Annotated in this window: 10 protein-coding genes; 3 read left to right on the forward strand and 7 right to left on the reverse strand. The window is 51.0% G+C overall.

The genetic code is table 11. The features are described 5' to 3' along the window. Positions 1–65: 65 nt before the first annotated feature. Positions 66–9,191 carry a retention module-containing protein gene (locus tag NT239_11950; protein XGA70484.1) on the reverse strand — a complete coding sequence of 3,042 codons (9,126 nt, stop codon included), beginning with the start codon at positions 9,189–9,191 and terminating at the stop codon, positions 66–68. 200 nt (positions 9,192–9,391) lie between these two features. On the opposite strand from NT239_11950, the gene NT239_11955 reads away from it, so the two are divergent. The 3 genes from NT239_11955 (at position 9,392) to NT239_11965 (ending at position 12,916) form a co-directional block, all read left to right on the forward strand. Beyond that, positions 9,392–10,045 carry a response regulator transcription factor gene (locus NT239_11955; GenBank protein ID XGA70485.1) on the forward strand — a complete coding sequence of 218 codons (654 nt, stop codon included), beginning with the start codon at positions 9,392–9,394 and terminating at the stop codon, positions 10,043–10,045. A 52-nt stretch (positions 10,046–10,097) separates the two neighbouring features. After that, a complete protein-coding gene (locus NT239_11960; GenBank protein XGA70486.1) occupies positions 10,098–10,799 on the forward strand; it encodes a transglutaminase-like cysteine peptidase in 702 nt (233 codons plus the stop codon). 149 nt (positions 10,800–10,948) lie between these two features. Further along, positions 10,949–12,916, forward strand: coding sequence for an EAL domain-containing protein (locus NT239_11965; GenBank protein XGA70487.1), 1,968 nt, complete (start codon positions 10,949–10,951; stop codon positions 12,914–12,916). Between the two features lie 60 nt (positions 12,917–12,976). On the opposite strand, the gene NT239_11970 is transcribed toward NT239_11965, so the two are convergent. The 6 genes from NT239_11970 to NT239_11995 all read right to left on the reverse strand — a co-directional run bounded on the left by NT239_11970 (position 12,977) and on the right by NT239_11995 (position 22,280). After that, positions 12,977–13,444: a YhcH/YjgK/YiaL family protein gene (locus tag NT239_11970; GenBank protein ID XGA70488.1), complete on the reverse strand. Its 468-nt coding sequence runs from the start codon at positions 13,442–13,444 to the stop codon at positions 12,977–12,979. Between the two features lie 7 nt (positions 13,445–13,451). Continuing rightward, positions 13,452–15,347: an EAL domain-containing protein gene (locus tag NT239_11975; GenBank protein XGA70489.1), complete on the reverse strand. Its 1,896-nt coding sequence runs from the start codon at positions 15,345–15,347 to the stop codon at positions 13,452–13,454. 143 nt (positions 15,348–15,490) lie between these two features. Continuing rightward, on the reverse strand, positions 15,491–18,307 hold the full coding sequence (locus tag NT239_11980) for a valine--tRNA ligase (GenBank protein ID XGA70490.1): 2,817 nt from the start codon (positions 18,305–18,307) through the stop codon (positions 15,491–15,493). 119 nt (positions 18,308–18,426) lie between these two features. Then, positions 18,427–20,310 carry a hypothetical protein gene (locus NT239_11985; protein XGA70491.1) on the reverse strand — a complete coding sequence of 628 codons (1,884 nt, stop codon included), beginning with the start codon at positions 20,308–20,310 and terminating at the stop codon, positions 18,427–18,429. A gap of 3 nt (positions 20,311–20,313) precedes the next feature. Next, the gene (locus NT239_11990; protein XGA70492.1) at positions 20,314–20,754 is read right to left on the reverse strand and encodes a DNA polymerase III subunit chi; all 441 of its coding nucleotides are present in this window, start codon (positions 20,752–20,754) and stop codon (positions 20,314–20,316) included. Positions 20,755–20,816: 62 nt separating this feature from the next. Continuing rightward, positions 20,817–22,280, reverse strand: a complete 1,464-nt coding sequence (locus NT239_11995) for a leucyl aminopeptidase (protein XGA70493.1) — start codon at positions 22,278–22,280, stop codon at positions 20,817–20,819. Positions 22,281–22,359 lie beyond the last annotated feature (79 nt).

A 22,359-nucleotide genomic window follows, 5' to 3' on the forward strand; every position in this document is an offset into this window, starting at 1 on the left:
TCTCTCTTTGCGTACAATAAAATACCCAGCCAAGTATGGCTGGGTATTGTTATATTCACCTCAGATCAATGACTCGTTTTAATTTCGCCGTTATCGAGTAAGGTGTTGAGCAAGGTGCTTGGATCGGTTGTGCCCATGCCTGTTAGTGTAGCAACTTGGACTGCTGCACCAGCACCTGTGCCATCAGCGTCAAACATCACATTCACATCGCCGATATTACTGCCCTCAGTAAATTGTAAGAACGCACCTTCATTACCCGAGAACGCGCCGCCGTCATTGGATAGATTAGCTCCGCTCAGTAGATCGGTAATGTCCAGGACATCTCCACCAGTTGTAACTGTTTTGACTGTAAAGTCTTGAATGAGATCAGCTCCATTGTTGCTGAGGTTGTTGAAAACAAAGGTATCTGAACCGTTACCGCCATTCAGAATATCGTTGCCTCCCCCGCCTTTGAGTAGATCATTGCCGTCGCCTCCGACGAGAATATTGTCATTACTATCCCCATTGAGTACATCATTGCCTGCATAACCAAAGACATATGGGTGAGCAGGGGTAGAACCGGACGCTGTGTTTGCAGTCAGTGTGTCACCGCTGCTTGTCCCTTCGAGCGTGTTCGCTACAGGGTATAAGCTGGCAAGCAAATTGCTGCTAATGCTATCTCCATCGGAATCTTTACCAATAATTCCATAATTTAGATCAATAGGGATATTTGTCGGATTAGTCTGAATAGTGAATAAGCCAAGGGCAAAGGTATCCGTACCTGTTGCTCCGTCAATTTGTAAGGCATTAAATGGAGTTGAGGAGCTAACGGTAAATGTCCAGTCATCTGCAAGACCTGTGAGGGTAACAAGCCCACCATTTTCAGTTACATGTCCTGTATTGCTGACGATGGCATTGGTGGCATCCCTAATGACGATATCATTGATCGATAGAGCAATTGAAGTATCGCCTGTATCGCCAATAAATTGATTATCATTATCGGAATTAATGGCGCTTAGCGTGAAGCTTGCAACGCCCTTGCCATTAATGCTGATGATTTGAGTGAAGCTGCTGATGCTCATATGACTGGTATAGCTCGGTCCGGTGGAGCTCACGGTACTGGCTAGATCTTTAATAAAGTCATAACGGAGGTGTTCACCAGCCTCAATTGTTTGCCCTTGGTCGACGCCTATATCACTGTTGCTTGTATTGGCGGTATGCCCGACTCCTGCTGATAGGAGTACATCGAGTGTGGAGCCAGAAACGTTGACCATGGTTTTATATTCAGAATTGCCGCCACCCACAGTGGATAATGTACTCGACGTGGCCGAAATGGTTTCGCTATTACTTACCACCCCTGCTCCCAAGGTGAGAGTGTACTGATTCGTATTGGGGTCGATATCAATACGGAATGCTTCCGTTCCACCTGTGCTGGCTGACGTGGTTGCCTTCAAGACTGAATGATCACTTCCCTCATAGTGCAGATAGAGTTTTTCGGCCCCCAAATAAAGCTGATTGCCATTTGTATCTGTCGCAAATACCGGGTTAGCCAGCGTGCTTTCTACGAATGTGAATGTCACTGATCCTATTCCATCAGCACCAGGGAAGAAATTCAATCCGCCTGTAAATGAGTCAACACCACTTGTATGATCAACAATGTTTGTTATTTCTGGTGCTAGTCTGAAAGGCGCATCATCGTTGATAGTGATGCTTATGTTTGCGCTATTACTCAATGTGCCATCAGAAACTGAAATTGTGACCACTTCGTCAAAACTGGTTGATGCAGGCGTCGTATTCAAAACGGACTGCTTCAGTTCATAGGTATAAGTAAACACACCATTTGCACTATCATTTTCACTGATACTTAGTGTGCCGTGAGGGGTATCTATAGATTTACCCACCAAATCGCTAAGCGAATTGATATGTACTTCACCAACTCCTGCCACGCCAAACGTAAACACTTTCCCACCAATGGTGATAGAGCGGATATCATCTAACCCATCTTGATCGCCTAGGCTAAAGCTTCCTTCTGCGGTCCTAGTATTAATGCTACCCAGATGTGAGCCCGTGCTCAGCCAAGCTTCCGCCACGATATCCGCACTGTTTCCAATATTAGTTGTAATTGTGGGCCTATCATTGGTGCCGTTGATGGTCACGACCACATTGACGCTAGCGCCATCCACGCTGACGACCGTAAAGGTTTCGCTGAGTGTCTCATCATCATCGAGCCTTTGAATGACAGCTTGGCTATTGTCGGCCGTATAGTGCCAAGTACCATCACTATCAACGCTAAATGAGCCATACCCATTGGCATGAGTCGTGTTGGTTTGAGGGATGAACACCGATTCATCCGTATCGGCGTCGCTAATCGTTAGTTGACCACCGACGCTGATTTGCCCCTCGACCACATTGACATCTTCTTTGACACTGCCTTCGTCATCGCCCCCAATCACTGCGCCATCGTTGGTGCCGGTAATGGTGATCGTGAGCGTACTGGCGACGGTTTCTGTGCCATCGGTGACCGTGTAGGGCACATTTAAGGTGAGTTTTTCTCCTGCTTTCAGGTAGTCATATGCACTGTTGCTAGGGTCGAAGCTAAAGCTGCCATTGTTGTTGATGACAAGCCCTGCAACGGGGGCTTCACTGGCTAACGCAAAAGTCAGTGTTTCGATATCCACATCCGTTGCAATTAGCTGGCCCGTGGCTAGACTGCCACCCTCTGTGACTTGCAAGGTGGCGGCAGTGGGGACTGGTGCGTCATTGGTGCCGTTGATGGTTATTACGACTTCGACGCTAGCGCCATCCACGCTGACGACCGTAAAGGTTTCGCTGAGTGTCTCATCATCATCGAGCCTTTGAATGACTGCTTGGCTATTGTCGGCCGTATAGCGCCAAGTGCCATCACTATCAACGCTAAATGAGCCATACCCATTGGCATGAGTCGTGTTGGTTTGAGGGATGAACACCGATTCATCCGTATCGGCGTCGCTAATCGTTAGTTGACCACCGACGCTGATTTGCCCCTCGACCACATTGACATCTTCTTTGACACTGCCTTCGTCATCGCCCCCAATCACTGCGCCATCGTTGGTGCCGGTAATGGTGATCGTGAGCGTACTGGCGACGGTTTCTGTGCCATCGGTGACCGTGTAGGGCACATTTAAGGTGAGTTTTTCTCCTGCTTTCAGGTAGTCATATGCACTGTTGCTAGGGTCGAAGCTAAAGCTGCCATTGTTGTTGATGACAAGCCCTGCAACGGGGGCTTCACTGGCTAACGCAAAAGTCAGTGTTTCGATATCCACATCCGTTGCAATTAGCTGGCCCGTGGCTAGACTGCCACCCTCTGTGACTTGCAAGGTGGCGGCAGTGGGGACTGGTGCGTCATTGGTGCCGTTGATGGTTATTACGACTTCGACGCTAGCGCCATCCACGCTGACGACCGTAAAGGTTTCGCTGAGTGTCTCATCATCATCGAGCCTTTGAATGACTGCTTGGCTATTGTCGGCCGTATAGCGCCAAGTGCCATCACTATCAACGCTAAATGAGCCATACCCATTGGCATGAGTCGTGTTGGTTTGAGGGATGAACACCGATTCATCCGTATCGGCGTCGCTAATCGTTAGTTGACCACCGACGCTGATTTGCCCCTCGACCACATTGACATCTTCTTTGACACTGCCTTCGTCATCGCCCCCAATCACTGCGCCATCGTTGGTGCCGGTAATGGTGATCGTGAGCGTACTGGCGACGGTTTCTGTGCCATCGGTGACCGTGTAGGGCACATTTAAGGTGAGTTTTTCTCCTGCTTTCAGGTAGTCATATGCACTGTTGCTAGGGTCGAAGCTAAAGCTGCCATTGTTGTTGATGACAAGCCCTGCAACGGGGGCTTCACTGGCTAACGCAAAAGTCAGTGTTTCGATATCCACATCCGTTGCAATTAGCTGGCCCGTGGCTAGACTGCCACCCTCTGTGACTTGCAAGGTGGCGGCAGTGGGGACTGGTGCGTCATTGGTGCCGTTGATGGTTATTACGACTTCGACGCTAGCGCCATCCACGCTGACGACCGTAAAGGTTTCGCTGAGTGTCTCATCATCATCGAGCCTTTGAATGACTGCTTGGCTATTGTCGGCCGTATAGCGCCAAGTGCCATCACTATCAACGCTAAATGAGCCATACCCATTGGCATGAGTCGTGTTGGTTTGAGGGATGAACACCGATTCATCCGTATCGGCGTCGCTAATCGTTAGTTGACCACCGACGCTGATTTGCCCCTCGACCACATTGACATCTTCTTTGACACTGCCTTCGTCATCGCCCCCAATCACTGCGCCATCGTTGGTGCCGGTAATGGTGATCGTGAGCGTACTGGCGACGGTTTCTGTGCCATCGGTGACCGTGTAGGGCACATTTAAGGTGAGTTTTTCTCCTGCTTTCAGGTAGTCATATGCACTGTTGCTAGGGTCGAAGCTAAAGCTGCCATTGTTGTTGATGACAAGCCCTGCAACGGGGGCTTCACTGGCTAACGCAAAAGTCAGTGTTTCGATATCCACATCCGTTGCAATTAGCTGGCCCGTGGCTAGACTGCCACCCTCTGTGACTTGCAAGGTGGCGGCAGTGGGGACTGGTGCGTCATTGGTGCCGTTGATGGTTATTACGACTTCGACGCTAGCGCCATCCACGCTGACGACCGTAAAGGTTTCGCTGAGTGTCTCATCATCATCGAGCCTTTGAATGACTGCTTGGCTATTGTCGGCCGTATAGCGCCAAGTGCCATCACTATCAACGCTAAATGAGCCATACCCATTGGCATGAGTCGTGTTGGTTTGAGGGATGAACACCGATTCATCCGTATCGGCGTCGCTAATCGTTAGTTGACCACCGACGCTGATTTGCCCCTCGACCACATTGACATCTTCTTTGACACTGCCTTCGTCATCGCCCCCAATCACTGCGCCATCGTTGGTGCCGGTAATGGTGATCGTGAGCGTACTGGCGACGGTTTCTGTGCCATCGGTGACCGTGTAGGGCACATTTAAGGTGAGTTTTTCTCCTGCTTTCAGGTAGTCATATGCACTGTTGCTAGGGTCGAAGCTAAAGCTGCCATTGTTGTTGATGACAAGCCCTGCAACGGGGGCTTCACTGGCTAACGCAAAAGTCAGTGTTTCGATATCCACATCCGTTGCAATTAGCTGGCCCGTGGCTAGACTGCCACCCTCTGTGACTTGCAAGGTGGCGGCAGTGGGGACTGGTGCGTCATTGGTGCCGTTGATGGTTATTACGACTTCGACGCTAGCGCCATCCACGCTGACGACCGTAAAGGTTTCGCTGAGTGTCTCATCATCATCGAGCCTTTGAATGACTGCTTGGCTATTGTCGGCCGTATAGCGCCAAGTGCCATCACTATCAACGCTAAATGAGCCATACCCATTGGCATGAGTCGTGTTGGTTTGAGGGATGAACACCGATTCATCCGTATCGGCGTCGCTAATCGTTAGTTGACCACCGACGCTGATTTGCCCCTCGACCACATTGACATCTTCTTTGACACTGCCTTCGTCATCGCCCCCAATCACTGCGCCATCGTTGGTGCCGGTAATGGTGATCGTGAGCGTACTGGCGACGGTTTCTGTGCCATCGGTGACCGTGTAGGGCACATTTAAGGTGAGTTTTTCTCCTGCTTTCAGGTAGTCATATGCACTGTTGCTAGGGTCGAAGCTAAAGCTGCCATTGTTGTTGATGACAAGCCCTGCAACGGGGGCTTCACTGGCTAACGCAAAAGTCAGTGTTTCGATATCCACATCCGTTGCAATTAGCTGGCCCGTGGCTAGACTGCCACCCTCTGTGACTTGCAAGGTGGCGGCAGTGGGGACTGGTGCGTCATTGGTGCCGTTGATGGTTATTACGACTTCGACGCTAGCGCCATCCACGCTGACGACCGTAAAGGTTTCGCTGAGTGTCTCATCATCATCGAGCCTTTGAATGACTGCTTGGCTATTGTCGGCCGTATAGCGCCAAGTGCCATCACTATCAACGCTAAATGAGCCATACCCATTGGCATGAGTCGTGTTGGTTTGAGGGATGAACACCGATTCATCCGTATCGGCGTCGCTAATCGTTAGTTGACCACCGACGCTGATTTGCCCCTCGACCACATTGACATCTTCTTTGACACTGCCTTCGTCATCGCCCCCAATCACTGCGCCATCGTTGGTGCCGGTAATGGTGATCGTGAGCGTACTGGCGACGGTTTCTGTGCCATCGGTGACCGTGTAGGGCACATTTAAGGTGAGTTTTTCTCCTGCTTTCAGGTAGTCATATGCACTGTTGCTAGGGTCGAAGCTAAAGCTGCCATTGTTGTTGATGACAAGCCCTGCAACGGGGGCTTCACTGGCTAACGCAAAAGTCAGTGTTTCGATATCCACATCCGTTGCAATTAGCTGGCCCGTGGCTAGACTGCCACCCTCTGTGACTTGCAAGGTGGCGGCAGTGGGGACTGGTGCGTCATTGGTGCCGTTGATGGTTATTACGACTTCGACGCTAGCGCCATCCACGCTGACGACCGTAAAGGTTTCGCTGAGTGTCTCATCATCATCGAGCCTTTGAATGACTGCTTGGCTATTGTCGGCCGTATAGCGCCAAGTGCCATCACTATCAACGCTAAATGAGCCATACCCATTGGCATGAGTCGTGTTGGTTTGAGGGATGAACACCGATTCATCCGTATCGGCGTCGCTAATCGTTAGTTGACCACCGACGCTGATTTGCCCCTCGACCACATTGACATCTTCTTTGACACTGCCTTCGTCATCGCCTGCAATGATTGCTGCGTCACTCATTGGAGTTACGTTGATATTAACACTCGCAGTATCGGAACCCCCTTTACCGTCATCGACGGTGTAAGTGAAGCTGGCGGGGCCGTTGTAGTCTTTCGCTGGGGTAAAGACAATCTGTCCATCGACCAAGGCCACCGTCCCATTTACGGCACCTTGTACGCTGGTGATGGTCAATGTATCGCCATCGGGGTCGACATCATTGGCTAGCAGCGTTGCTGGGCTGATATTCAGCGCGATGTCTTCCTTCGTGGTCAAGGCGTCATTTGCCGCATCAGTACTATTGTCATTTTTGGCATCCGGCACATCATTGACTGGCGTGACCGTGATATTCACAGTTGCGGTATCAGTGCCACCATTGCCGTCATCGACGGTGTAAGTGAAGCTGGCGGGGCCGTTGTAGTCTTTCACTGGGGTAAAGACAATCTGTCCATCGACCAAGGCCACCGTCCCATTGACCGCACCTTGTACGCTGGTGATGGTCAATGTATCGCCATCAGGGTCGACATCATTGGCTAGCAGCGTTGCTGGGCTGATATTCAGCGCGATGTCTTCCTTCGTGGTCAAGGCGTCATTTGCCGCATCAGTACTATTGTCATTTTTGGCATCCGGCACATCATTGACTGGTGTGACCGTGATATTCACAGTTGCGGTATCGGTGCCACCATTGCCGTCATCAACGGTGTAAGTGAAGCTGGCTGGGCCGTTGTAGTCTTTCGCGGGGGTAAAGACAATTTCTCCATTGACCAAGGCCACCATCCCATTGACAGCTCCTTGTACGCTGGTGATGGTCAATGTATCGCCATCGGGGTCGACATCATTGGCCAGCAGCGTTGCTGGGATGATATTCAGCGCGGTATCTTCCTTGGTGGTCAAGGCGTCATTTGCAGCGTCAGTGCTATTGTCATTTTTGGCATCCGGCACATCATTGACTGGCGTGACCGTGATATTCACAGTTGCGGTATCAGTGCCACCATTGCCGTCATCGACGGTGTAAGTGAAGCTGGCGGGGCCGTTGTAGTCTTTCACTGGGGTAAAGACAATCTGTCCATCGACCAAGGCCACCGTCCCATTGACCGCACCTTGTACGCTGGTGATGGTCAATGTATCGCCATCAGGGTCGACATCATTGGCTAGCAGCGTTGCTGGGCTGATATTCAGCGCGATGTCTTCCTTCGTGGTCAAGGCGTCATTTGCCGCATCAGTACTATTGTCATTTTTGGCATCCGGCACATCATTGACTGGTGTGACCGTGATATTCACAGTTGCGGTATCGGTGCCACCATTGCCGTCATCAACGGTGTAAGTGAAGCTGGCTGGGCCGTTGTAGTCTTTCGCGGGGGTAAAGACAATTTCTCCATTGACCAAGGCCACCATCCCATTGACAGCTCCTTGTACGCTGGTGATGGTCAATGTATCGCCATCGGGGTCGACATCATTGGCCAGCAGCGTTGCTGGGATGATATTCAGCGCGGTATCTTCCTTGGTGGTCAAGGCGTCATTTGCAGCGTCAGTGCTATTGTCATTTTTGGCATCCGGTACATCATTGACTGGTGTGACCGTGATATTCACAGTTGCGGTATCGGTGCCACCATTGCCGTCATCAACGGTGTAAGTGAAGCTGGCTGGGCCGTTGTAATCAGGGTTGGGGGTAAAGATCACTTGCCCGTTGATCAGCGCAACGGTGCCATTGATGGCGTCTTGTACGCTGGTAATGGTCAGTGGGTCACCATCCACATCGACATCATTGCCCAATAAGGTGGCTGGATTAATAGTTAAGACGCTGTCTTCATTGGTGCTAAGTCCATCATCGGCGGCACCGGTGCTGTTGTCATTGATTGCGGCTGGAGGGGTATTGGCTACCACATCGCTCTGTGGCGGCTCTGCCAGCGTTAACGTGGCCCCAGTATCGATACCGGTTGTGTCAATGCCAGTTGGGATATCTACCCGTGATTGTGGGGTATCAAGTACCACGAAGCTGTGCCCACCATCCTCTGTGCCCCCTGCTCCCGCGGCGGTAGCGGCGGCAATTTGGGTTGGGTCTGCACCTTGGGCGATCAATTCTTGAATTCGTGCAGCATCATCGGCGGCACTAGTGGCCGGTTTTATTAGTTCGGCTAAAACTTGCTCGCTGAGGAGCAAAGAATCGGCGTGGCCAAGACTGATTTGTGAGCCATTATCAAAAGTGATGGAGACGGCGCCATCGGCGCCAGTTTGAATCGTGTCTCCAGGATTGAGCTTATCGCCAACGCGTAAAACGCGCTCTTCGCCATTGGCGGCAATCACTTTGACTTCGCCGATTACTTGGGATGCGACGCCTTTTTGGCTGATTGCATTCGCGCCATTGCTAACGGCTTTCGTGGTGGTGTTTGCTACGGCCATGATATGTACTCCTGATCAGAAGGCGAAGGCGCTGGTTTTTAACTTCGCAAGCACCTAAGCTGGTTTGCACAGCGGTACACAATGCCGCCACGCACGAATTGGCTGAATGATTCATTGTATGAATTGCGGGTCAAACTGAAATCAGCCTGATGGACTACAGCAAATACCTTATGGGCCTTGGTTGGCGGGGATAATCGCGTATGCTGGCAGAGTTTGTTTTGGCTTCGAGTGATCAGGCGCTGATCCAGCGATGGCAATCGCTGGCTGTGCCTTGCCAGCGCTTTATCGTGTGCGCTGATTATCAACAATTGGCACTGCTCGCTTGGCCCGCACCCAGTTGCTGTGTGCTTGATGTGGAGATGGGCGCCGAGCTTGAGCATCATGAACAATGGCGCCATTTAAGTCGCGAAGTGAGTCTTTGCTTATTTGCACCAGCGTTCACAATTGAAGCCGAATTGCATTGGCTCTCGAGCGGTATTCGCGCATGTTGCACACCCGATTTGGACGATGAGCGTTTAAAAACCATTGTTGAAGTCACTGCACAAGGCGGAATTTGGGTTTCTCAGCACGCTTTGCCGCAGTTAATGCAAGGACTACAGCGTTACTCGCAGGAGTCTCATCTCCAAGCTGGCGCAAAAACCGCGATGTCGAGTTTAAGCGTGCTGACCCCGCAAGAGCGCAAAATTGCCCAGTTGGTCGGGCAAGGGGAGAGCAATAAATTAATTGCCCGCGCTCTCAATATTTCCGATCACACAGTTAAAACTCATTTAAGTGCCATTTTTAGCAAGCTGCATTTGAGTGATCGGGTGCATCTGGCCTTGCTCGTTAATCAAGACCCGGAAAATCGACCTTGAGCTTTTGGCCCATGCTGCATATACCAAAATGTTAACTGAATGAGCTTTGCTAATGATGCTGGGGCATTTTCCATTTCGCTCTAATTTGTTTTGCCGATGCGCCTTAGTCGCCGCCTTGGGCTTGGCCGCCTGCTCATCAACGCCCACTGTGGGTGAAAATCCATATAAGTTGAAAAATGACACCTTAGATCGCGCCGAAACCAAGTACGGCCCCGAGGCCAGAAAACGCTTAAGCAGTTGGCAAGACTTGTTGGGCGCAGGGCCAAAGGGCGACGAAGTGGCTAGGCTTAATGCGGTGAATAATTTCTTTAATGAACGCATGATTTTTGCTCCCGATCGCCAAGTGTGGGGGGTGGAAGATTATTGGGCGACGCCAGTTGAGTTTTTAGGGCGCGGCGCAGGCGATTGTGAAGACTTTGCGATTGCTAAATATTTTTCTCTTTTAGCGCTCGGAGTGCCCGAGAGTAAATTGCGCATCACCTACGTTCAGGCCACGGGTTATGGCCCGGCCAATTTGGCGCATATGGTGTTGACCTATTACCCCACGCCATCCGCGGTGCCGCTGGTGTTGGATAATTTAATTCCCGATATCAAGCCGGCGTCGAAACGGCCTGATTTGACGCCCGTGTATGGTTTTAACGGGCAAGGTTTGTGGTTAGCCAAAGATCGTAGCAGCGGGAATGCTGCGCCGCGGCAAAATAAAATTGGTTTGTGGGATCAACTCAAAGCGCGCCAAGGGCGGGAGTTTGAATAAGTAACTGACCAAAAATTTTGGCCCTAGGCCACCCCGTCGCCAAGGCGGCAAAGCCAAAGATAGTACTGTGCTACAGCTAGGCGTGGCAACGATGGGCGGAATTTTGGCTGCCTACTTAATCGCCGTGCATTGGCCTCAAGGAGGACAACATGACCTTACTGAAACAGCTTATTCTTTTAATTGTCACGCTGTTTGTTTTTTTGTTTTGCGGCACCGTTTATCTGAATGCGGAAAATTCCCGCGCTTTTTTGACCGAGCAGCTCACAACGATTGCGCAAGATTCAGCCACATCGCTGGGCATGCAAATTTCCCCACTGATTTTGGATAAAAATAATCAAGTGATTGTCGAGCGCATGGTCGATGCGGTGTTTGATAGCGGCTATTACCGTGAAATTCAAATCGCAGATATGGAAGGTAAAGCGCTGATTAGCAAGAAAGCCGGTACACAGGTTAATAAAGTGCCCGATTGGTTTATTCGGTTATTTCCGATCGAAACCCCGTTAGGCGAAGCGTTGATGACCAGCGGTTGGCAGCAAGCGGGTACAGTTAAAATCGCCGCGAATCCCGGGATTGCCTACGCCTCGCTATGGGCGAGCAGCATCAATGCCTTGTACTGGTTTCTGGGCGCTTCAGTGCTGACACTGCTGGTGGGGCTGTTTGTTTTGCATTTTGTGTTGCGTCCGCTGCGCGATGTGGAGATGCAAGCCTTGGCCATTTGCAACCGCGAATATCCAGAGCCCGCGAAATTGCCGTGGACTTTGGATTTACGCAGTGTCGTGCAGGCCATGAACCGCATGACGCAAAAAGTGAAAGAAATGTTTGCCGAGCAGGCGGCCAGTATCGAGCGCATGCGCGCAGAAGCTTATCTGGATTCCTTAACGGGTCTTGCCAATCGGCGCTATTTTGATATGCACGTGAAGCAGCTCTTGAGTGCGGAGGAGCCACTTAGTCATGGCGCATTGATGTTTTTAGAAATCAGCCATCTGAAGGAAATCAACGATCAAAAAGGTTTTCGCGTTGTCGATCAACTGTTGATTGACACAGCCGTATTAATGAAAACCTTGGTTGATGAATCTGGCTGCGCCGAGGCATTTGCTGCGCGGATGAGCGGTAATACCTTCGCCGGTTTTTTTGCCGATTTGGATCAAGAAAAAGCCCAGCAACTGGCCAATACCCTGGCGCATAAAATCAGTAGCCTGCACGAACGCGGCTTAACGCCATTGGCCGATGTTGGGCATATCGGTGTGGCGATGTTTCATGGGCAGAAAATTCCCGCTTGGTTGTCTGAAGTTGATATGGCTTTACGCACCGCGCAAACCGCAGGGCCGAATGCGGTTCATGTTTATGCGCCGCAAGTTGAAAGTGTGCACGGTACTTTAAGTGCCAGCCAATGGAAGGGCTTATTGCTCGAAGCGTTGAATTCGCAGCGGATTGAACTTTACACTCAGGTGGTCAATACGGTGGACAGCGAGCTGATTCATCGTGAGGTGTTTATCCGTTTACGCGATGAATTGGGTGAGCAAATCCCGGCGGGGTTGTTTGTGCCCATGGCTAAACGCCATGGCTTAATCCAAGAGTTTGATCGTGTGGTAATTAATTTGTGTTTTAAAGAATTACTGAAAGATCAAAGCCTAAAATTGGCGATTAATTTATTTCCCGCGTCGATTTTGCACCCCGAGTTTGTCGCATGGCTGGTCAAAAAACTGGAAGACAATCCAAGCATCGCCAGCCAAATTAGCTTTGAATTGCCAGAGCAAGAAGCATTAAACGAGCTGGATGTCTTGCGCAGTTTTATTAATCAGGTTGCTCGTTTGGGCGTGAAAGTCGGGCTCGATAATTTTGGTCGCGGTTTTAGCTCATTTGCTTATCTGAGTAGTTTAAAAGTGGATTACCTGAAGGTGGATGGCTCATTTAGCAAAGACATCGATCAAAATCGGGAGAACCAATTTTTTATGGATGCCATCGTTAAGATTGCGCATGGCCTCGATTTGCTAGTGATCGCAAAATCCGTCGAAACGCCCGCCGAGCAGGCCATGCTCGAGAGTTTACGCGTCGATGGTGAACAGGGCTTTGGCGTGGGGGGTACGGAGCTGTGGAAAAAAGCGCCTAGCTTGTAATTGATGAGTATTGCCATGTAGCTAATTATTTATATGGCTTGTGTGGCAATACCCAGATCTTTACTTGTCGAGCAATTGGCGGTCGATTTTAATGACTACTTTGCGAATCTGCTGCGACTGGTTCAGGCTACGACAGGGCTTATGTAGCTCGCCAGGAAAGAAAATCGCAAACATCCCCGCGCTTAATACCAGTTTGCTTTCATTTTCAATCGGATGAACGAAGGCAATATCGCGTTCCGTCAATTGATCAGTCGCCAAGGGCAAATCCGGTTGGGCAATGCTAAAACCAATTACTTCTTCGCCTTCCAATAAATATTGAATATCCAGATAGCGTTGGTGAAACTCGGGCATGCCGGTTTCCCATGGTTGCGTTTGCGGGTTTTGCACAATCGCGATCATTTGATCGCCTTCAATTGGATAACGGCCAGGGGCTAATTGGCTAAAATCGGTCGATTTTAAGTAGGCAAGGCCACGCTCAATGGCTGCAGGTAAGGGGGCTTGCGGATGGTGTAGATGGCTTAAATACATAGTGATCTCAAGAGGCGCTTAGCTGGCTGCGGTGGTGTAAAACAAATTGTTTGAATTCTTCGGCAGGGATGGCAGGCGACCAGAAATAGCCCTGACCTTGCTCGCAGCCTAACTCGATCAGGCGGTTTAGGGTGGCCTGATCTTCAATCCCTTCAGCGATGAGTTGTAGCTTCAGGCTATTGGCAACCTGAATAATCGCACTAACGATGGCTTCATCATGCGCATCTTCAGTTAGGCGGCGAATAAAGGACTGGTCAATTTTCAGCCGTTCCACTTCAAAGTGTTTCAGATAACTTAGATTGGAATAACCGGTGCCAAAGTCGTCAATTGAAAAACTTAAACCCAAACTGCGTAGATTTTGTAGTATCACTTTGAGGTGATCAGAATCTTCAAGCAGGAGCGATTCAGTTAGCTCCAATTCGATTAATTCAGCTGGCAGGCCTGAGAGCCTCAGTGCATCGGCGACAAGTTTTTCCACATCGCCGCGGCGAAATTGGATGGGGGAAATATTAATACCAATGACAATACCTCCCAAACCCTCATCATGCCATTGCTTGGCTTGTCGGCAAGCCTCCTGCACAATCCATTCGCCCATTTCAACAATTAAGCCTGAATTCTCAGCCACCGGGATAAATTTACCCGGTGGTACCAGCCCAAGCTCGGGGTGGCGCCAGCGCACCAAGGCCTCGGCGCCAATAATTTGCCCACTTTTTAGATCAAATTGCGGTTGGTAATGCAGAGTAAATTCAGATTTACTCAAGGCGGTGCGCATTTTAGACGCCAAATGCAATTGCTCTGCCGCCTTGGTATTCATGCTTTCATCGTAAATACGCATCGCATTGCGTCCGGCGGCTTTGGCGCGATACATGGCCATATCGGCCTGCTGCAATAGGGTGTCAAAATCATCGGCATTCCGATTTGATACTGCAATGCCGATCGAGCAGGTCGCCGTGATTTGTAAATGCTTGAGTGTTATTGGTTGGGCAAGGGTGCGGATCACCTTATTAGCAATTTCTGTGCAGATTGCGGCGTCTTGAATCTGATCCAAAATAATCAAAAATTCATCGCCACCTTGGCGAGCGACGGTGTCGGATTGGCGCACACAGCTCTTTAAGCGCCGTGCCATTTCCACCAATAATCGATCCCCGGCATCGTGCCCGAGTGAGTCATTAATCGTTTTGAAATTATCTAGATCAATGTAGAAAACTGCGGTTTTTTGTTGATTGCGCCGACTGATTTCTAAGGCATGGGCGCAGCGATCTCGTGCTAGAACACGATTCGGTAAGTGGGTTAAGGCGTCATGAGTGGCAAGAAATTCGACCTCTTTTTGCGATTTGCTCACACGCATATTTTCGGCTTGCAGTGACAAAACAGCTTGGCGAAAGTCTTTCATAATGAGCGCGACCCCTGCTGTTACGATGCTCATAATCAAGATGGTGTCGAGCCAATAGGGTAGCCCAGGTGGTGCTATGGGGGAAATTCGCCAGCCTTGAGCTTCGGCTAAAATCAAAAAGCTTAGATTGATCACGATCACGATAAATTGCAGAATAAATAGCCATGGGGCACACAATAAGCCGGTAAAAATAATCAAAGCTGGATACATCAGCATCCCCGGGTCATAAATACCGGAGTCGCTCCAATGAATAATGACCATCATGGTCGTGAGGCTGAGGGTAAATAGGCTTGCTGCGGATTCAAGTCGTTTATACTGGGCCAAACCGAAGGAAATCGAGGTTGCAAGCAGGCCACCAAAGAAAATCAATGCGTCGAGGGTTTTGCCAAAAAACAGATTTTGCAGCGTGGTGAGTATCAAACCGATCAGGGTCAACTTGATTAAGTCGACCAAGCGGTGATGACGGATTGCTTTCATGCTGGCATCGTTTTTCAGAAAACAAAGATTCATGGTGTTTGCAGATCCAAGCCGAGCGTGGACGGGGCTTTTATCATAGTCATACATTTGGCAATTGCAGGTGGTTCTGCTGTTGTTTAGTCCGTTTGCCAGAATGCGCGAATCAAAAAAAGCGGCCCGGAGGCCGCTTTGTCATCTTACTGCAATTTAGCTAACTGAGCATTCAGTTTGGCCAGTTTGTCGTCGAGTTCCGCCAGTTGCGCGCGGTCTTTCTCAACCAGATGCGCTGGTGCTTTGTCGGTGTAACCCGGTTTTTCCAGCTTCGCCATCAGCTTCTCGCGGGCATCGGTGGTTTTGCCGATTTCTTTGCTCACGCGCGCGGTTTCTGCCGCTTTATCGACTTCAACGACCAACATCATCCGCGTCGTGCCCAAGGCGCTTGCTGCGACTGCGACTGGTGCGTCACCCGCTGGCAGCGCGGCCACGATATTCACTTCCGACAATTTCGCCAATGGCTTCAGGTACGGTGCGAACTCGGCCATTTCTGGCGAGCCTTCCAAGAACATTGGCACTTTCACCGCAGGCGACAGGCCCATTTCACCGCGCAGATTACGCGCTGCAAAGGCCAAGGCTTTCAGCGTTTCAACTTTGGTGTTCGCTTCCGCGTTCACTTTGCTCAAATCTGCTACTGGCCATTTCGCCGTCATCAGCGAATCGCTGTCTTTCTTGCCGGCAAGCGGTGCAACGGTTTGCCACAGCTCTTCGGTAATAAAAGGCATGATCGGATGCGCTAGGCGCAGGATGGTTTCGAGTACGCGAATCAGAGTGCGACGCGCTGCGCGCTGCTGGGTATCTGTCCCAAATTGAGTAGATACCTTGGCTAGCTCGATATACCAGTCGCAGTATTCGTTCCACACGAATTCGTAGATTGCTTGTGCAGCCAAGTCGAAACGGAAAGTGTCGAGCGCTTGCGTGATCGTGGCTTCTGCTTCTTGCAGGCGACCAATAATCCACAAATCAGGGAAGCTGTATTCGAGCTCTGCGCCGTCTTCTAGACCGCAATCTTTGCCTTCGACGTTCATCATCACGAAACGCGTGGCGTTCCAGATTTTGTTGCAGAAGTTGCGATAGCCATCGCAGCGTTTCTGGTCGAAGTTGATCGAGCGGCCCAAAGACGCCAATGACGCAAAGGTGAAGCGCAGCGCATCCACACCGTAGGCTGGAATACCGTCCGGGAATTCTTTCGCCGTTTTTGCCGCGACTTTTGGTGCGTTTTCTGGGCGACGCAGACCGGTGGTGCGTTTTTCCAGCAAAGGCTCTAGCGCGATACCGTCGATCAAATCGACCGGATCGAGCACATTGCCTTCGGATTTCGACATCTTATTGCCTTCGGCATCGCGCACCAGACCGTGGATGTAAACGTGTTTGAACGGCACTTTGCCGGTGAAGTGCTTGGTCATCATAATCATCCGGGCCACCCAGAAGAAAATAATGTCGTAGCCAGTCACCAGTACCGATGAAGGCAAGAACGCTTGCAGATCAGGCGTTTCGTTCGGCCAGCCGTGGCTAGAGAATGGCACCATTGCTGAGCTAAACCACGTGTCGAGCACGTCGTTATCGCGCGTTACTGCTTTGCCGCTGGCTTTGGCAACGGCTTCGGCTTCGGTGCGCGCTACATAAACTTGGCCGTCTTCGTCGTACCAAGCTGGGATTTGATGGCCCCACCACAATTGGCGTGAAATACACCAATCTTGGATATTGTTCAGCCACGCGTTATAGGTATTCACCCAGTCGCCCGGTACAAATTGCACTTCGCCTCTGTGAACGGCTTCAAGCGCTTTATCGGTAATGCTTTGGCCGTTTTCGTCGGCCTTGCTCATCGCCATAAACCATTGGTCAGTCAGCAATGGCTCGATCACCGTGCCAGTACGGTCGCCGCGTGGCACCATCAGTTTGTGCGGTTTGGTCTCCAGCAACAGGCCTTGCGCTTCCAAGTCCGCGAGCATTGCTTTACGCGCTTGTGCTGTTGTCAAACCGGCGTACGCCGCTGGCAATTCAACGCTACCCAAGCTCGCGCCGTCAAAGCTGAATACTTGCGCTTTAGCCAGAATCGTCGCTTGCAAGCTCATCACATTGATCAGTTGCGTGTTGTGACGTTTACCAACTTGGTAGTCATTAAAGTCGTGCGCTGGCGTGATTTTTACAAAACCAGTACCGAATTCTTTATCGACGTATTCGTCGGCAATCACGGGAATGGTACGGCCAGTCAGCGGTAGCTCAACTTGCTTGCCAACGAGGTGCAGGAAGCGCTCGTCGTCCGGCGCAATCGCCACCGCCACGTCGCCGAGAAGTGTTTCTGGCCGCGTCGTTGCGACGGTGATGAATTCATCCGAGCCCACAACTGGGTATTTGATATGCCACATATGGCCGTTTTCTTCTTCGGAAATTACTTCCAAGTCAGAAATCGCGGTGCCCAGTTTGGCGTCCCAGTTCGACAGGCGTTTGCCACGGTAGATCAGGCCTTCTTCGTACAGACGTACAAAGGCTTCGATGACTGCGGTCGACATTTTGTCGTCCATCGTGAAGTATTCACGGCTCCAATCGACCGACGAGCCCATGCGGCGCATCTGGCTGGTGATCGTGTCGCCCGATTCTTTTTTCCATTCCCACACTTTTTCGAGGAAGGCGCTGCGACCCAAATCGTGGCGGCTTACACCTTGCGCGTCGAGTTTGCGCTCAACGACGATTTGCGTCGCGATACCGGCGTGGTCAGTACCTGGCAACCATAAAGTGTTGTCGCCGCGCATACGGTGGTAGCGCGTCAGGCCGTCCATAATCGTTTGATTGAACGCATGGCCCATGTGCAAAGTGCCGGTGACGTTCGGCGGTGGCAACTGGATACAAAAGGCCTCGCGGGCGAGGTCCATACTTGGCTGGAAATAACCCTGGCTTTCCCAGAACGGGTACCAGCGGGATTCAATATTCTGTGGCTCGAAGCTCTTGGCGAGTTCCATGGCGGCGTGCTCGAATTAAACGCGAAACCGCAGATTATAAACGAGAAAGGGGGGCTCTGTGCGAATGGCGCAGCTGAGCTTGAGCTGGCCAATCGCACTGGTCGTCCGTACTGCGCAGCTTAATCTAGCAATTTTTTGCTGCGCAATTCCGCTTCGACTAATTCGGCAATCCGGGGGGCGAGTCGCTCTTCCAGATCGCGGCTGATCTCTTCGGTGAGTTTGCGCAAGGTTTCGGCATAAAACTGATTCATTAGCGTACTGAAATGCTGTTTGGTCAGTTGCTCGATTTCCAGTGCGACATCAATCGCGAGGTGAGCACCAACGCTAGCGGTGATTTCTTCTATCGTTGCGTTGGTAATTTTGTTGGGTATTGCTTCAGGAGTTAAGATGGTGCTTGTTTCTAGAGTAATACATTGTGGTTCGGGTGTGGGTGTAGCTAAAATTTCTGCTTCTGCTTCTGCTTCTGCTTCTGCTTCTGCTTCTGCTTCTGCTTCTGCTTCTGCTTCTGCTTCTGCTTCTGCTTCTGCTTCTGCTTCGATTTTTACCTCGGACTCTGCCTCTGTCGTCGCCACGCCTGCAATATCGTGCAAGCTGATTGTCGTGCCATCCGTGTAATGCGTTTCCAGCTCTGATGATAGGGCTGTGTTGTCGTCTAAATTAATGGACGCGGCTTCAATGGGCTCGGCGCTGTAAACGACCAGCTCTGGCTCATCATCCCAAATCAGTGTGGTCGGCGCGCTGTTGACGAGCACTTGGCGTAGCGTCTCATCTTGCCGCAAGGTCTGTTCGATATTGTCGTTGCTGTGCAGAACGTGTTGAGCTAACTCAGCTTCGCTGCTGTCCTCGACGAACAGGGTGTGTTCGACCTGGGGTGCGAGTGCCTGCTCGACGATCAGGTCATCTAGCGTGATTTCGTACTCGCCTTGCGCTAAGGTCGGGGTGGGGGTTGCCAGTAATATCTGATCTTGGCTTAGCGTGAAAGTGTCGACGCTGATTTCATCGGATAGCGCACTGGATTCAGATAAATTGAACTCGGCGTCCAGCTGAGACAGTGCTTGATCGTCGCTAATCAGTAAAGGTGCTTGCGCCAAAGTATCCAATAGTTGGGTGTTAGCGGGCGCGGTATTTTGTGTTTCCGGCGTATCTAGAAACTCAGGGGCCGCTACTTTGGGGGCCGCTATGCTCGACTCTGGAACGATCGAAGGCGCGAGATCACTGGGGGGGATGCTTAAGATGGCATCCAAATCAAGGTGAGGTACTTCGTCGGCGGCAAGGCTCGTTTCGGCCAGAATTTGTGAAAAATCGATGGTACTTGGCGCGTTGCTCTGGTTGATGTCTTCTAAGGGTAAGACTAAATCAGTCGCGATAAAGTGTTCGGTTGGAGTGGGGGGCTCCATATCCCGGGGTGCACTAATGCTAAGTAATGGCAGGTCGAGATATTCTGGCGTTGGGGCTCGCGTCAACTCGTCTAAATCCAGCATCGGTAAGTTCATAAACTCCGATGTTGGCTTGGGGGCTGCACTCTTGACTTCCGCCGCTTGCGGTACTTGCAGGATAAATCCTTCCGCTTGCGGTGCTGGAATAGCCGTTTTGCTCGCCGGCTCGAGCCCCCGCGTTTTCACTGCTTGTGCCAGTTCGGCGGTTTTTTGAAATGGCAGCGGGTCTATGGCGAGCGAATCGGCTTTGGCCTGTTGTTGGGTAATGATTTCTTGATCTAAATGACTAATGTCAGGTTCATGGTGATCAATGCCCCAAGCGATCTCTAGGCTGGCAATCTTATCAGCTAAATTGGGCTCGACCACGTCAGTGAGTGCGGGAATATCGTCGATTGCATCAAAGAGACTGGGGATCGCCTTCGGCGCCACGTCGGTGAGCACCGGAATATCATCCAAGCTGGCGGCAGGACCATTGCGATGGCGCGCCATCAGGGCATCCATTTTATTGAATAGTGGATTGACCGAGTCATTATTCGGCATAGGTTTTTGATCATTCTGATCGGCCACGATTCAATCGCTCCTGCTGGCAGTAAGTAAAGTCATATCGGTTGCCGTGGGGGTGTAGCCCAATTGCTTATAAGCCGCCCAACGCTGCCGGGCGGCTAAACGCAACTCTTCATCGGTATCGACAATTTCAATCAAGCGGCCAAACTCGCTAAAGCGGGGCGCAACATGATCGGTCCAATTAAACAGCACATCGCGCGGCTGGAGTAGCTCTACGCGATGATCGAGAATAATTGGGGTCTGAGTGGACTGCGCCGAGTCAGCGCTGCAATGGGGCAGAAACCCGGTTGCCGGCACTTCCCACAACAGGCGATCAAGCGCCTGCGTTGCGGCTTCGGACCCGCTAAGGATGCAGATGCGTTTGCCAGCCGCTAGCGCTTTGCCCGCGAGTTGGCACAAAGCCGTTTCGCGGGAACGCACATTAAAATAAAACGAAATCTCAGTCATATCTTGTGGGTATGCGCCTAAGGCCTAATTAATGAATAATTCCTAGGTGTATACCCTATGAGTTATAGCTTGGATAAATATTGCAATAACAGCGGAACAGGTCGGCCGGTTGCACCTTTGGCTGCGCCCGATTTCCACGCGGTGCCAGCGATGTCCAAGTGCGCCCATTTTTGCTCTTTGACAAAGCGCGATAGGAAAGCCGCCGCAGTAATTGAGCCCGCTGGACGACCGCCAATATTGGCCATGTCGGCAAAGTTGGATTTAAGCTGTTCTTGGTATTCGTCAAACAGCGGCATGCGCCATGCTTTGTCGTCCGATTCTTTTGACGCAGCTAACAACGCATCGGCCAAGTCGTCGTCGTTGGCGTACAAACCAGTCGTTGTGTGACCGAGTGCAATAATACACGCACCAGTTAATGTCGCGATATCGATCACGGCGGCTGGCTCAAAGCGCTGCACATACGTCAACGCGTCGCACAAGATCAAACGGCCTTCGGCGTCGGTGTTCAAAATCTCAATCGTTTGACCGCTCATGCTGGTCACGATGTCGCCCGGTTTCACCGCGTTACCGTTTGGCATGTTTTCGCAGGCGGGGATAATGCCGACCAGATTGATTTTCAAATCAAGCTCAGCTACCGCACGGAAGACGCCCAGTACGGTCGCAGCGCCGCACATATCGTATTTCATCTCGTCCATGCCTTCGCCTGGCTTCAGAGAAATACCGCCCGAATCGAAAGTAATGCCTTTGCCGACCAGCGCGACCGGTTTTTGCTTCTTATCGGCGTTGCGATATTCCATCACGATGAATTTCGGTGGCACGATAGAGCCGCGCGCAACCGACAGGAACGAACCCATTTTCAGCGTTTCGAGTTCTTCTTGCTCGAGTACGTGGCAAGAAAAGTCGTAGGTATGCGCCAAATGCTGCGCAGTCGCGGCAAGGTAATCTGGCGTGCACACATTCGGCGGCAAATTGCCCAAATCGCGTGTCAAGTTCATGCCGTGGCCGAGCGCCAAGCCATACACCAAACCGGCTTCGATTTCGTCGATATCACCTTTTTTCGGCGCCAGCAGGCTGACTAATTCCAGTTTGATCGCAGGCGCTGCTTCTGATTTGAATTGGTCAAAGCGATATACTTCGAGCATCAGCGCGTTAACAATTTCTTGCGCCGTTGCTTTTTGGTCTTGTTTTTTATAGCCAGCGAGCGACAGTGCAACGCAAGCGGTTTGGTTTTGGCTGGCCACCAATACTTTGGCGAGCGCGCGCGTGCTATCGCGAACGATTTTCTCGCTTGGCTCTTTGCTTAATTGCACCAAAACGACGCGTTTAAAGCCTAAACCGGCTGGCAAGCCCAAGGCGATTACTGAGGCAGCTTTAGCGGCTAATTCGCCATCTTTAATCGCTTGGCTTAAAATGCCGCCGCAAGCGGTATCGAGCTCTTTGCCTTGTGCGGGCAATTTTTCACCCAAAACTGGTAATACTAAGCAGTCTGCCGACTCGGGGGCTGGGGAAACTATGGTAAATTCCATGTTGAGCTCCAAGAAAATATTTTATAAATTTTAAGCGATTATTCTCTTACCCTAGTCTCAAGTCAAAAGACAAATTTAC

It is taken from the genome of Chitinibacter sp. SCUT-21 (genome assembly GCA_041874755.1).
Taxonomy (GTDB): Bacteria; Pseudomonadota; Gammaproteobacteria; order Burkholderiales; family Chitinibacteraceae; genus Chitinibacter.

Bases quoted from the DNA above. Each gene is read 5' to 3' on its own strand.
- NT239_11960 (XGA70486.1), top strand. From the start codon at position 10,098: ATGATGCTGGGGCATTTTCCATTTCGCTCTAATTTGTTTTGCCGATGC.
- NT239_11995 (XGA70493.1), bottom strand. From the start codon at position 22,280: ATGGAATTTACCATAGTTTCCCCAGCCCCCGAGTCGGCAGACTGCTTA.
- NT239_11970 (XGA70488.1), bottom strand. From the start codon at position 13,444: ATGTATTTAAGCCATCTACACCATCCGCAAGCCCCCTTACCTGCAGCC.
- NT239_11965 (XGA70487.1), top strand. From the start codon at position 10,949: ATGACCTTACTGAAACAGCTTATTCTTTTAATTGTCACGCTGTTTGTT.
- NT239_11955 (XGA70485.1), top strand. From the start codon at position 9,392: ATGCTGGCAGAGTTTGTTTTGGCTTCGAGTGATCAGGCGCTGATCCAG.
- NT239_11975 (XGA70489.1), bottom strand. From the start codon at position 15,347: ATGAATCTTTGTTTTCTGAAAAACGATGCCAGCATGAAAGCAATCCGT.
- NT239_11980 (XGA70490.1), bottom strand. From the start codon at position 18,307: ATGGAACTCGCCAAGAGCTTCGAGCCACAGAATATTGAATCCCGCTGG.
- NT239_11990 (XGA70492.1), bottom strand. From the start codon at position 20,754: ATGACTGAGATTTCGTTTTATTTTAATGTGCGTTCCCGCGAAACGGCT.
- NT239_11950 (XGA70484.1), bottom strand. From the start codon at position 9,191: ATGGCCGTAGCAAACACCACCACGAAAGCCGTTAGCAATGGCGCGAAT.